The organism is Paractinoplanes deccanensis (genome assembly GCF_016862115.1).
GTDB lineage: Bacteria > Actinomycetota > Actinomycetes > Mycobacteriales > Micromonosporaceae > Actinoplanes > Actinoplanes deccanensis.
Genome location: NZ_BOMI01000114.1, coordinates 95349 through 107363, shown reverse-complemented (window position 1 = coordinate 107363; position 12015 = coordinate 95349). Strand labels below are relative to the sequence as shown.

General features: G+C 73.3%; 14 protein-coding genes. 7 read left to right on the top strand and 7 right to left on the bottom strand.

Annotated elements, in window-relative coordinates:
- Positions 1–95 precede the first annotated feature (95 nt).
- Positions 96–1100: a nitronate monooxygenase gene (locus tag Ade02nite_RS28615; protein ID WP_203770609.1), complete on the bottom strand. Its 1005-nt coding sequence runs from the start codon at positions 1098–1100 to the stop codon at positions 96–98.
- A 19-nt stretch (positions 1101–1119) separates the two neighbouring features.
- Positions 1120–1857, bottom strand: coding sequence for a GlxA family transcriptional regulator (locus Ade02nite_RS28610; protein WP_275409951.1), 738 nt, complete (start codon positions 1855–1857; stop codon positions 1120–1122).
- A 17-nt stretch (positions 1858–1874) separates the two neighbouring features.
- On the opposite strand from Ade02nite_RS28610, the gene Ade02nite_RS28605 reads away from it, so the two are divergent.
- Complete coding sequence (locus Ade02nite_RS28605) at positions 1875–2435, top strand: HD domain-containing protein (RefSeq protein ID WP_307871234.1); 561 nt, start codon at positions 1875–1877, stop codon at positions 2433–2435.
- 5 nt (positions 2436–2440) lie between these two features.
- Here Ade02nite_RS28605 and Ade02nite_RS28600 read toward each other — a convergent pair whose 3' ends face one another.
- Entirely contained in the window at positions 2441–3376 is a 936-nt protein-coding gene (locus Ade02nite_RS28600) for a LysR family transcriptional regulator (protein WP_203770599.1), read from the bottom strand.
- A 93-nt stretch (positions 3377–3469) separates the two neighbouring features.
- Between Ade02nite_RS28600 and Ade02nite_RS28595 the strand changes: the two genes are divergently transcribed.
- Positions 3470–3940 (top strand): cupin domain-containing protein, encoded by a 471-nt coding sequence (locus tag Ade02nite_RS28595; RefSeq protein ID WP_203770597.1) that lies wholly within the window; start codon positions 3470–3472, stop codon positions 3938–3940.
- Positions 3941–4039: 99 nt separating this feature from the next.
- Here the strand turns inward: Ade02nite_RS28595 and Ade02nite_RS28590 are convergent, their stop codons facing one another.
- Positions 4040–4696 (bottom strand): GntR family transcriptional regulator, encoded by a 657-nt coding sequence (locus Ade02nite_RS28590; protein WP_203770595.1) that lies wholly within the window; start codon positions 4694–4696, stop codon positions 4040–4042.
- Positions 4697–4846: 150 nt separating this feature from the next.
- On the opposite strand from Ade02nite_RS28590, the gene Ade02nite_RS28585 reads away from it, so the two are divergent.
- The 4 genes from Ade02nite_RS28585 to Ade02nite_RS28570 all read left to right on the top strand — a co-directional run bounded on the left by Ade02nite_RS28585 (position 4847) and on the right by Ade02nite_RS28570 (position 9122).
- A complete protein-coding gene (locus Ade02nite_RS28585) occupies positions 4847–5932 on the top strand; it encodes a mandelate racemase/muconate lactonizing enzyme family protein (protein WP_203770593.1) in 1086 nt (361 codons plus the stop codon).
- Positions 5933–6097: 165 nt separating this feature from the next.
- Complete coding sequence (locus Ade02nite_RS28580; RefSeq protein WP_203770591.1) at positions 6098–7036, top strand: aldo/keto reductase; 939 nt, start codon at positions 6098–6100, stop codon at positions 7034–7036.
- The gene (locus Ade02nite_RS28575; RefSeq protein WP_239169120.1) at positions 7033–7854 is read left to right on the top strand and encodes an amidohydrolase family protein; all 822 of its coding nucleotides are present in this window, start codon (positions 7033–7035) and stop codon (positions 7852–7854) included. Before Ade02nite_RS28580 ends, Ade02nite_RS28575 begins: the two co-directional genes overlap by 4 nt.
- Positions 7851–9122: an enolase C-terminal domain-like protein gene (locus tag Ade02nite_RS28570; RefSeq protein ID WP_239169119.1), complete on the top strand. Its 1272-nt coding sequence runs from the start codon at positions 7851–7853 to the stop codon at positions 9120–9122. Before Ade02nite_RS28575 ends, Ade02nite_RS28570 begins: the two co-directional genes overlap by 4 nt.
- A gap of 478 nt (positions 9123–9600) precedes the next feature.
- Here the strand turns inward: Ade02nite_RS28570 and Ade02nite_RS49645 are convergent, their stop codons facing one another.
- Positions 9601–10254, bottom strand: coding sequence for an NUDIX domain-containing protein (locus tag Ade02nite_RS49645; RefSeq protein ID WP_239169134.1), 654 nt, complete (start codon positions 10252–10254; stop codon positions 9601–9603).
- Positions 10255–10550: 296 nt separating this feature from the next.
- Between Ade02nite_RS49645 and Ade02nite_RS28560 the strand changes: the two genes are divergently transcribed.
- Positions 10551–11294, top strand: a complete 744-nt coding sequence (locus Ade02nite_RS28560; protein ID WP_203770587.1) for an SDR family NAD(P)-dependent oxidoreductase — start codon at positions 10551–10553, stop codon at positions 11292–11294.
- Here Ade02nite_RS28560 and Ade02nite_RS28555 read toward each other — a convergent pair.
- Positions 11284–11685 (bottom strand): VOC family protein, encoded by a 402-nt coding sequence (locus Ade02nite_RS28555; protein ID WP_203770585.1) that lies wholly within the window; start codon positions 11683–11685, stop codon positions 11284–11286. The two genes, Ade02nite_RS28560 and Ade02nite_RS28555, sit on opposite strands and share 11 nt — an antisense overlap.
- Entirely contained in the window at positions 11670–11987 is a 318-nt protein-coding gene (locus tag Ade02nite_RS28550; protein ID WP_203770583.1) for an ArsR/SmtB family transcription factor, read from the bottom strand. Before Ade02nite_RS28550 ends, Ade02nite_RS28555 begins: the two co-directional genes overlap by 16 nt.
- Between the last annotated feature and the right edge of the window lie 28 nt (positions 11988–12015).

Here is a 12015-nt window from a genome sequence, read left to right as displayed (position 1 = left end):
CCGTCCGACAAGGTCGAAAACCGACATTCGGTCCGTTCGGCCGGTGCCTCGTCCGTCACCAGGACGAATCCGGCCGGGTTACCGTGTGAGCGTGGTCACGGCCGCAGCGCTTCGACCAGTGTCGCGAGCGGTCCAGGGCGCGCCGCGGCGAAGCCCGTGCCCGCCCACAGGTTGAGCGCCGACGCGTCGCCGGCGGCCGCCGCGGCGGCCCGGATCGGGGCCGTCAGGTGGTGGATCGCCGGATAGCCGAGCGGCGCCACCGCGGAGTATTCGTCGAGGAAGCGGTTGCGCAGCCCGCGTGCCGGCTGACCGGTGAAGGCCCTGGTCACGGCCGTCTCGCGGTAGTCGCCGGAGAGCATCGCCCGCCGCTGCGCCGGGCGGGTGCCCGCCTCGTCGGCCAGCAGGAAGAACGTCCCGGCCTGCACCGCCGCCGCGCCCGCGGAGAGAAGCGCCGCCACCTCGCCGGCCGAGGCCGTCCCGCCCGCCGCGATCACCGGCAGGCCGGTCACGCCCCGCACCTCCGCCAGGACCTCCGGCGCCGTGCTGGTGCCCCGATAGCGTGCCGGGTCCGTGGTGGACGCGTGCCCGCCGGCCGTGCCGGCCTGGGCCACCAGCGCGTCCGGCCCGGCGGTCATCGCCCGCACGGCCTCGAGCCGCCCGGTCACCGTGATCAGCACCCGCGAGCCGCCGCCACGCAGACCCGCGACCACCTGCGCCGACGGCACCCCGAACGTGAAGCTGACGTACGGGACCCGGTAGTCCCGCGCGAGCTCGACCTTGGCGCCGAAGTGGTCGTCGTCGTCGAGCCGCAGCGGCGGCAGCTCCACCCCGTAGCGCTCCGCCTCGGCGAGCAGCACCTCCCGGTAGCGGGCGAGCGGCTCCGTCGAGGCCGGCCGCGGCGCCGGCACAAAGATGTTGAGGCCGTACGGGGCTCCGGCGCTCCGTACCGCCCGCAGCTCCTCCTCGACGGCCGGCGGCGACTTGTATCCGGCGGCGAGGAAGCCGAGGGCTCCCGCCTCGGCGGCGGCGACGACCAGCTGCGACGTGGTGGGGCCGCCGGCCATGGGCGCGACCACGACGGGACCGGGCAGCTCGAGCATGGACAGACCCTACGGCCCCTCAGCCCCGGGCCGAGAAGCGCTGCTGGTAGGCGCGGGGCGAGATGCCGGTCCGCGCGGTGACGGCCCGGCGCAGCGTCTCGGGGCTGCCGATGCCGGTGCGCGCGGCGGCCGTCGTCACGGAGTGTCCCTCGGCGAGCATCCGCAGGGCGGCGTCGACCCGCACCGCCTCGACGTACTTCGCCGGGCTGGCGCCGACCTCGTCGCGGAACAGCCGGGAGAGGTGGCGCGGGCTGACGCTGATCCGGGCGGCGAGCGCGGGGATCGCGTGGTCGCCGCCCGGATCGGCGGCGATGGCGTCGGTCAGCTCGCGCAGCTTCGGGGTGGACGGCCGGGGCAGCGCCAGCGACGGCGAGAACTGCGACTGGCCGCCGGGCCGCTGCAGGAAGACGACCAGCTCCTGGGCGACCGTGCGCGCCACCGCCTCGCCCCGGTCGCGCTCGACCAGCGCCAGCGCGAGGTCGATGCCGGCCGAGACACCCGCCGACGTGTGCACCGTGCCGTCCTCGACGAACAGGGCGTCCGGCACGACCTCGATCCGGGGGTACGCCGCGGCGAGCAGCCGGGCGTGCCGCCAGTGCGTCGTGGCGCGCCGCCCGTCGAGCAGCCCGGCCGCGGCGAGCACGAAGGCCCCCGTACAGATGGAAGCCGTTCTCTGAGCCCTCGCGGCCAGGACGCCGGCCGCCTCGACCAGCGCCGGGGGGATCGGGGTGATCGGCAGGCCGTCGCCGCCGACGATCAGCGCGGTGCCGACCCCTGGACGACCTCCTGTTCCACCACTCCCGCCGGGTGTTCCTGTTCGGCTCGCTCCAGGGGCGCCGGCTCGGGCTCACCCCCGACCCCGAGCTGCTGTACGTGGGCGCGATGTTTCACGATCTCGGCCTCACCGCGCGGTACCGCCGCGACGACCAGCGCTTCGAGATCGACGGCGCCGACGAGGCCCGCCGCTTCCTGCTGGCGCACGGGATCGGCCCGGCCGAGGCGCGCGTCGTCTGGGAGGGGGTGGCGCTGCACACCACGCCGGAGATCCCGTACCGCCTGGAGCCGGAGGTGGCCCTGGTGACGGCCGGCGTCGAGACCGACGTGCTCGGCATCGGCTACGCGGAGCTCGACCCCGCCGCCATCGCGGAGGTGACGGCGGCGCATCCCCGCCCGGGCTTCAAGAAGGCCATCGTGGACGCCTTCGCCGAGGGCTTCCGGCACCGGCCCGCCACCACCTTCGGCACGGTCAACGGCGACGTCCTGGAGCACCGCGTGCCCGGCTTCCGGCACCTCGACTTCGTCGACGTCATCGAGAAGTCGGCCTGGCCCTCCTGACCCGCCTACGCGGCCGCCGTGCCGGCGAAAGACGGGCGCGGCGGCTGCCACACCTCGGGATGGCGGCCGACGAGGACGGCGGCGGCGGCCCGGCAGCCGGCGACGAAGTCGAGAATCGCCGGCTCGGCCTCGTCGCGGCGCCACAGCACGCTCATCCGGCCGCAGACGCCGGGCACCGGCACAAAGCGCAGATCGGGGTAGCGGCCCAGCCGGAACGACGCCGGCACCACCGAGACGCCCAGGCCGTCGGCGACCAGGTCGGGGACCGCGGCCGGGGCGGTCGGCACCGGGCTGAGCTCGACCAGGGCCGCCTCGGCCGCGGCGTCCAGCTTGGCCCAGCAGTGCCGCCGCTCCCGGACGGGAAACAGCAGCGGCTCGGCGGCGAGCTCGCCGAGCGAGATCCGGTCGCCCCGGGCGGCCGGGTGGCCGGCGGCGAGCGCCACCACCGACGGCTCATCCACGAGCGCCTCGCCGCGCACCGCGGGGGAGCCGGCCCCGCCCCAGCTCAGCGCCGCGTCGATGGTGCCGGCGGCGAGCGCGGCGCTCTGCTTGTCGTCGTCGACGTCCATCACCACGACCCGCACCTCGGGGCGCCGCTCGCGCAGGCGCCGGATCGCCTCGGCGAGCAAGCCGCCGGGCGGGCTGGGCAGGGGAGCGGCGACGGTGATCGTACGGCTGCCGCGCGCGGCCCGGACCACGCGCTCGTTCTGGGCCAGCGCCCGCCGGGCCTCGGGCAGGACGGCGCGGCCGGCCTCGGTCAGCTCGGCCCCGGCCGGCGTACGGCGGAAGAGCTGAACCCCGAGCTGGCGCTCCAGCTGCTGGATCTGGCGGCTCAGCGCCGGCTGGGCGAGCCGCAGCCGCTGCGCCGCCCGGCCGAAATGCCCCTCGCCGGCCACCGCGAGGAAGGCCCGCAGCAGCCGGGGTTCGAGGTCAGTGGTCACATGATCAAGCTACCTGCGCCGATGCCGGCCCGGCATCGGCCGATGACGAAACGGTCTTGGACGTCTGCCCGTGCGGACGGGTTGGGTGGTGGCATGACCTACGTAACCGGCTCTTTCGCCAAGCCCGTCGTCACGGACCCGCGGACCCGCGAGGCCGTGAGCTTCCTCGGCGGCCTGATCAGCATGCGGGCGACCTGGGCCGACACCGACGGTGGCTTCGCCGTCCTGGAGCACAACGGCGAGCGGGGCTACATGTCGCCGCTGCACCTGCACGAGGCCGACGAGGAGACCTTCCTGGTGCTCGAGGGCACGCTGCGCGTCGAGGTCGGCACCGACGTGCACAGCGTCGGCGAGGGCGGCCTCGCCCTGCTGCCCCGCGGCCTGGCGCACGGCTTCGTCGTCACGTCGCCGCAGGCCCGCTTCCTGACCCTGCACACGCCCGCCGGCTTCGACCGCTTCGTCGCCGAGGTGGGCGCCGCGACCCCGCCGTCCGGCCCGGCGGAGCTGACCCGCATCGCGGCCGCCCACGGCGTGCAGATCGTCGGGCCGCCGCTGCTCCCGTGACCCCCTGACGCGCCGGTGCAAAAGGCCGCTGAGCCGTGCGGCGGAAAGCCGGCCGGTCCTTCTCCCCCGGGGAGGGCCGGCCGGCATTTTCGTGACACGTCACTCCTGGAAGGCCACCAGGTGCCGTTCGCGGGCGCGGGTCAGGTGGACGCGCATGGCCGTCTCGGCGGCCTCCGGGTCGGCTCGCTCGATGGCCGCGGCGATGTCCTGGTGCTCGTCGTTGGTGACGGCCGTCTGGGCGTACGGGAAATAGCGTCTGTGCAGATGCAGGTGGGCGTGGAGCCGGGCGATGCTGTCGCGCAGCAACGGGCTGCCGGAGGCGGTCGCGATGAGATCGTGCAGGTGGGCGTCGAGCGCGGTGAAGGCGGCGTGCCACTGGCGGTCGTCGCCGCCCGCGATGGTGCGGGTCGCCTCGGTGACCAGCTCGGAGCGCTGCGCCGCGGTGGCGCGGGTGGCCGCCCAGCGGGCCGCGGCACATTCGAGCAGCAGGCGCATCTCGAACATGTCGTTGAACTCGGCGCGCGTGAGCAGCGGGCTCACTGTGTAGCCGGCCAGCGGGCGCTTGCGGACCAGGCCCTCGGACTCGAGCCGGGCGAGCGCCTCGCGCACGGGCGTGGGGGAGACCTCCAGCTCGCGGGCGAGGCCGTCGATGTTGACCCGGTCGCCGGGCTGGAGCGTGTGCTCGAGCACGGCCGAGCGGAGCGTGTCGTACACGTCGTCACCCAGGGTGGAGCGCTTCAGCCGTGGCAGCGTCATGGGTCCACTCTCCCTTGAGGCGTTTCCGCTTCATCTCACACCGATGTCTTGACGGGGCCGGATGTTACCCGGTACACATCCAGGAAAGATCCTATAGGATCTACGAACCCCAAGAGCGACCAGTGCCTGGCCCGCGAGTAGGGAGCCGCCGTGCCCGTCATCACCCACGCCGAGGCGTACCTGATCGAGGTGCCCGTCGAGACGCTGCGCACCGACGCGCTCCAGACGTTCCTGGCGCAGGAGACGGTGTTCGTCGAGATCCGCACGGACGACGGCGGCGAAGGCACCGGCTACACGTACACGATCGGCACCGGCGGCACCGCCGTGCTCGCGCTGCTGCGCGACTACCTGCTGCCCCGGCTGCCCGGGCAGGACCCGCGGCGGGTGGAGGCGGTGTGGCGGGACCTGTTCCTGTCCACCAAGGCGACCACGGTCGGCGCCCTCACCTCGCTGGCGCTGGCCGCGGTCGACACCGCCCTCTGGGACTGGCGCTGCAAGGCGGCCGGGCAGCCGCTCTGGGTGCTCGCCGGCGGCGCCAAGGACCGCGTCCCGCTCTACGACACCGAGGGCGGCTGGCTGCAGCTCACCACCGAGGAGCTGGTCGCCGGCGCGCTGGCGAGCAAGAAGGCGGGCTGGCCGGGCATCAAGATGAAGGTGGGCCGGTCGCCGCGCGAGGACGCGGACCGTCTCGCGGCGGTGCGCGACGCGGTCGGGGCCGACTTCGACGTCATGCTCGACGCCAACCAGTCGCTGACCGCGAGCGACGCGATCCGGCGCGCGAAGCTGCTCGAGCCGTACGACCCGTACTGGTTCGAGGAGCCGCTGCCGGCCGAGGACGTGGCCGGTCACGAGGCGGTCGCGGGCAACACCTCCATCCCGGTCGCCGTCGGCGAGTCGATGTACGCGCCGGGCCAGTTCGCCGAGTACGTGCGGCGCGGCGCGGCCGGCGTGATCCAGGTCGACGTGGCCCGCGTCGGCGGCATCACCCCGTGGCTCAAGGTGGCGCACCTGGCCGAGGCCGCCAACGTCGCGGTCTGCCCGCACTTCCTCATGGAGCTGCACGTGAGCCTCTGCTGCGCGGTGCCGAACAGCCGCTACCTGGAGCACATCCCGCAGCTGCGCGCCGTCACCCGCGACGAGATCGCGGTGGAACGGGGGCACGCGCTCGCCCCGAGCGCGCCGGGTCTCGGCATCGCCTGGGACCGCGACGCGATCGACGACCGGAGGAAGCGATGACCGTGCTGGCAACCCCGGCCGCGCCGCCCCGCAAGCCGCCGCGACATCCTCATCGTCGACGAGCCCAGCGGAATGGGAGAACGACCACGACTACGCGCGGATGAGCCGCCGGATCATCCGGCTGATCCACACGGAGACGCACGTCGAGGGAGGAGTGAGCGCGGCATGAACCCGATCGAACGGGCCCGCGTCGGCAGCACGTGGGTGACCCGGCTGGGTCTCGGGCTGGCGCCCATCGGAGGGCTCTACGCGCCGGTGAGCGAACAGCAGGCGTACGCGACGGTCGAACGCGGCTGGGATCTGGGGATCCGCTACTTCGACGTGGCGCCGCTCTACGGCAACGGGCTCGCCGAGGCGCGGGCCGGGCACGTGCTCTCCCGCAAGCCGCGGGACGAGTTCGTGCTGTCGACGAAGGTGGGGCGGCTGCTGCGGCCCGGCGGCGGGAACCCGCAGGACATCTGGGCGCAGGACACCGGGGTCACGCCCGTGTTCGACTTCAGCGCCGGGGGCGTGCTCACCTCGTACGAGGAAAGCCTTGCCCGTCTCGGCCTCGACCGGGTGGACATCCTGCACGTGCACGACCCGGACTACCACTTCGACGACGCGGCGGAGCACGCCCTGCCGCAGCTGGTGCGGATGCGGCGGGAGGGCCGGATCGGCGCGGTGTCGGTGGGCATGAACCAGGCGAAGATGCTCGCCGAGTTCGTGCGGACCGGGTCGCTGGACGCCGTGCTGCTGGCCGGCCGCTACACGCTGCTGGACCGCTCGGGCGCCGACGAGCTGCTGCCGCTGTGCCGGGAACGCGGCGTGCCGGTCATCGCCGGCGGGGTCTTCAACTCGGGGCTGCTCGCCGACCCCACACCGGCCGCCACGTTCAACTACGTGCCGGTCGACCGGGCCACGCTCGACCGGGCGCTCGCGATGCGCGAGCTCTGCGCGCGCTACCGGGTTCCGTTGCGGGCGGCGGCGATCCAGTTCCCGGCGCGGCATCCGGCCGTCGCCGGCGTGCTCGTCGGGGTGCGGTCGCCCGAGGAGGTCGAGGACGCCGTGAAGATGGCGAGCCTGCCGATCCCGGAGGAGCTGTGGAAGGAGCTGGACGCGTGATCGTCGACGCGCATCACCACCTCTGGACCGCCGACTACGCCTGGCTCCAGGACCCGTCGCTGGAGCGGATCCGCCGCGACTACACAGTGGACGATCTGCGCGCCGCGCTGCGGGCCGCCGGCGTGGACCGCACCGTGCTCGTCGAGGCGGGGCGCGGGGACGACGCGGAGACGGCCGAGTTCCTGCGGACCGCGCTCGAGACTCCGGAGATCGCCGGGGTGGTCGGCTGGGCCTCGCTCGCCTCGCCGCGGCTCGCCGAGACCATCGAGCGGCACCGCGCCGGGCCCGGCGGTCACCTGCTCGCCGGCATCCGCGACCAGGTCCAGGCGCACGGCCCCGACCACCTCGACGGCCTCCACGCCGGTCTCGCCGCCGTCGCCGCCGCCGGCCTGGTCAACGAGCTCGTGGTGCGCTCGGACCAGCTGCCGTCGGTCGCCCGGGCCGCGGCCGCCTTCCCGGACAGCACCTTCGTGCTCGACCACCTGGGCAAGCCCGCCATCGCCGGGGGCGCCCTGGCCGAGTGGCGCGCGCTGATCGCCCCGGTCGCCGCCCGGCCCAACGTCGTCGCCAAGCTCTCCGGCCTGGTCACCGAGGCCGACCCGGGCACGTGGACAGCCGCCGACCTCCGGCCGTACGTGGCGACGGCGGTCGAGCTGTTCGGCACGGACCGGCTGATGTTCGGCTCCGACTGGCCCGTCTGCGAGCTGGCGGCCGGCTACACCGAGGTCAAGGACGCCCTCGTGGAGACACTCGGCGGGACGCCGGAGGACGTCTTCGGCGGCACCGCCGTCAGCACCTACCGCTTGGAGCTGCCTTGAGAATCACCGCGATCGAGACGTACGACGTGCGTTTCCCCACCTCTCGCGAGCTGGACGGCTCCGACGCGATGAACCCGGACCCCGACTACTCCGCCGCGTACGTCGTGCTGCGCGCCGAGGACGGCCGGGAGGGCTACGGTTTCACCTTCACCATCGGCCGCGGCAACGAGGTCGTCCGCGCCGCCATCGACGCGCTTGCCCCGTTCGTCGTCGGGCACGACGCGAGCGACCTCGGCGGTTTCGCGCGCCGGCTCACCCACGACTCGCAGATCCGCTGGCTCGGCCCCGAGAAGGGCGTCACCAGCCTCGCCGCGGCCGCGCTGGTCAACGCCGCCTGGGACCTGGCGGCCCGGGCCGCGGGCAAGCCGCTGTGGCGGTTCCTGGCCGACCTGACACCCGCCCAGATCGTCGAGATGGTCGACTGGCGGTACCTCAGCGACGCGCTCACTCCCGCCGAGGCACTGTCCATCCTGGAGGCCGCGGCGCCGGGCCGGGCCGAGCGCGTGCGGCACCTGGAGGAGCACGGCTATCCGGCGTACACGACCTCGCCCGGCTGGCTGGGCTACGACGACGAGAAGCTGGCGCGGCTCGCCCGCGAGGCGGTCGCCGACGGGTTCGGCCAGATCAAGCTGAAGGTGGGGGCGTCGCTCGCCGACGACGTGCGGAGGATGCGGATCGCCCGCTCGGTGGTGGGCGACGACATTCGCATCGCGGTGGACGCGAACCAGCGCTGGGACGTGGCCGAGGCGATCGACTGGATGGGCGCGCTGGCGCCGTACCACCCGTGGTGGATCGAGGAGCCCACCAGCCCCGACGACGTCCTCGGCCACGCGGCGATCCGGCGCGGCGCCGGCGTGCCGGTGGCGACGGGCGAGCACGTGCAGAACAGGGTCGTCTTCAAGCAGCTGCTCCAGGCGGACGCCGTCGACTTCGTGCAGATCGACGCGTGCCGCGTGGCGGGCGTCAACGAGAACATCGCGATCCTGCTGCTGGCGGCGAAGTTCGGCAAGCCGGTCTGCCCGCACGCCGGCGGGGTCGGCCTGTGCGAGGTGGTGCAGCACCTGTCGATGTTCGACTACGTGGCCGTGTCGGGCAGCCTGGACAACCGCGTGATCGAGTACGTCGACCACCTGCACGAGCACTTCACCGACCCGGTCGTCCTCCGCGACGGCGCCTACCAGGCGCCGACGGCCCCCGGCTTCTCGTCCCGCATGCACGCGTCGTCGCTGGCCCGCTATTCCTTCCCCGACGGGCCGGAATGGGCCTGATCTCCCTGTCCCTGTCCGGCGGGGACGACCCCGGTCGTCCCCGCCGTCCGGCAACGACTACGACGGCCCGATCGCGGCGCCGAGACACGTGCCGGCCGCCCTCGAACCAGGCGCCGCCGATCAACCTGGACCCGCCCGCCGACCTGGACTCGCCCACCAACCTGGAACGGCCCACGATTTTGAGGTGGACCCCCGTTCTGTGGTCGCTGCGTACCGTCGAGGGTCTGGTCGAGGCGGTGACCGGCCGCCGCCCGGACGTGCTCGCGCTGGGCGCCACCCGGCTGTGCCTGCAACACGAGGTCGACCAGCGGCTCGGCGTGCGCCCCGGAACGCTGCCGGACCTGTTCCTCACCGAGCCCGTCCGCGCCGGCAAGTACGCGGGCGCCGTCCTCGACCGCTCAGGCGTTGCGCGGGGAGCTCTTCGCGTAGCGTCCCTTCTCGAAGCAGCCGTTCGCGCGGTGCTTGTGACGTGGGCCGCTCAGGGACCTAGCAGCTCCGTCAAGGGGACCCGCACCTCGGCCGGGTGCAGGCCGAGCGTGGCGAACTCATCGGCCGTCGCCCACAACAGCTCGAAACTGTTGTCGGCGTTGTGGTCGGCGGCCTCCTGTCCGGAGAGCACCGGCACGCCCTCGACATCGGTCATCAGGAAGTAGTGGGCGGCACGCCCGTTGTGCCGCCCACTCCACAGCAGCGGCCCTGCGGTGGCCCGGAGCGTGGTCTCCTCGTGGAGCTCCCGGACCGCCGCCTCCGCCGCCGTCTCACCCGGCTCGACGTGGCCGCCGGGCAGCACGGCGTAGTGGTGCCCAAGGCACGCCTCGCCCTGCCGTCCGGCGTCCTCGCACATGACGCAGTTGTGCTTCTGGCGCAGGAACCGCTTGATGAGCAGCACGCGCGATCCGTCGACCACCACCGCGACCGCCCGCGGAACCCGTTCCCCGGTGGCACGCAACGCGATCCGGCGGCCCTCGACCTCCGCGATCTCCACCATGACGACCTCACCCGGTTCGAAGCGGCCGGTCGCACGTTCGCGGATGACGCCCTCGGCGCCGTCGCCTATCCACACGACCACCCCGACGGAGAGAACCTTGGTGACCCGGCCGGGCACGACCTCGCCGGCCCGCCGAGTGCCCATCACCTCGGCCCCCAGCTCGCGTCCGGCGAGTGCCGACGGCTTCTCGGCCTGCAGCTCGCGTCGGGCGAGTGCCGGTGGATTCTCGGCCTGCAGCTCGCGTCCGGCGAATGCCGACCGCTCCTCGGCCCGGCGCCCGGAGATCTCGCGGCCGGAGATGACGCCCGTTTCCTGTCGTCGCCTGCCATGACTCGGACGGTCACCACGTCGCCCCCACCTGAATGAGGTTATGCAGCCCCGGCAACGCCGCGTCCGATCCCCGCCAGACCGACGGCTCCCGGTCCGCCAGGCTCGACGTCATGCAGAAAGCACTCGACGGAAAAGTGGCCCTGGTGACGGGTGGCGGACGTGGCATCGGCGCCGCCGTGGCGCTGCGGCTGGCGGCGGACGGCGCCGATGTGGCGATCACGTTTCAGCGCGACGAGGAGAGCGCCGCCTCGGTGGTGGAGCGCGTCAAGGCGGCAGGCCGGCGAGCCGTTGCCGTGCGGGCGGACAGCGCCGACCCGGCCGCGGTGGTGGCCGCTGTCGACCGCGCGGCCGGGGAGTTCGGGCGCCTCGACATTCTCGTCAACAACGCCGGCGCGTTTCTGCTCGGCCCGCTGGAGCAGCTCACCGCGGACGACGTGGAGCAGACCCTCGCCGTCAACATCCGGGCGCCGTTCGTCGCATGCCAGGCCGCGTCGCGTCACCTGACGGCCGGCGGCCGGATCGTCACGATCGGCAGCAACATGGCCGTGCGCACCGTGTTTCCGGGCTTCTCCCTGTACGCCATGAGCAAGACCGCGCTCACCGGCCTGACCAAGGCCCTCGGCCGCGAGCTGGGCGGCCGGGGGATCACCGTCAACCTGGTGAACCCGGGCCCCACGGACACCGACCTCAACCCGGCCGACGGCCCGAACGCCGCCACCGTCAACGCGTTGACGGCGCTCGGCCATTACGCCAGCCCCGACGACATCGCCGCCGCGGTGGCCTTTCTCGCCGGGCCCGGTGGCCGCTACATCACCGGCGCGGCCGTGAACGTCGACGGCGGCTTCACGGCTTGACGAGGCCGGGCTTGTGAATGATCTGGATCAGGTTGCCGCAGGTGTCGTCGAGGACCGCGGTGGTGATGTCACCCATCTGCAGCGGCTCCTGCGTGAAACGCACCCCCAGGCCGCGCAGCCTCTCGTACTCCGCGTGAACGTCCTTGACATAGAACGAGGTCAGCGGGACGCCGTCGTCGACGAGGGCGGCCTTGAACGGCTTGGCGGCCGGGTGGGCGTCCGGTTCGAGCAGCAGCTCACAGCCGTCCGGATCGTCCGGTGAGACCACGGTGAGCCAGCGGTGTTCGCCGACGGGCACCTCGGTCTTCTTCACGAAGCCGAGCTTGTCGGTGTAGAAGGCCAGCGCCTTGTCCTGGTCGTCGACGTAGACACTGGTCACGTAGATGCGCATCGGTTCTCCCTTGCCCCGCCGCCCCGCCACCGGTCGGTGAGGTGCTCCAGCGGTGTGGTGTCGATGTGGTGGAACTTGTAGCGACCTTCGCGCCGGCTGCGGATCAGCCCGGCACGCAGCAGCACGTCGAGGTGCTGCGAGACCGCCTGCCGCGAGAGCCCCAGCTGATGCCGCATGGTCAGCCGCGAACAGATCTCGAACAGCGTCTGGCCGTCCCGTTCCGCCAGCTCATCAAGGATCTTCCGGCGGTTCGGATCGGCCAGCGCCTTGAAGACCTCGGCCTCGGCAGCAGTCTCGCTCACACACCCACAATAGGCAAGTCGTCACTTG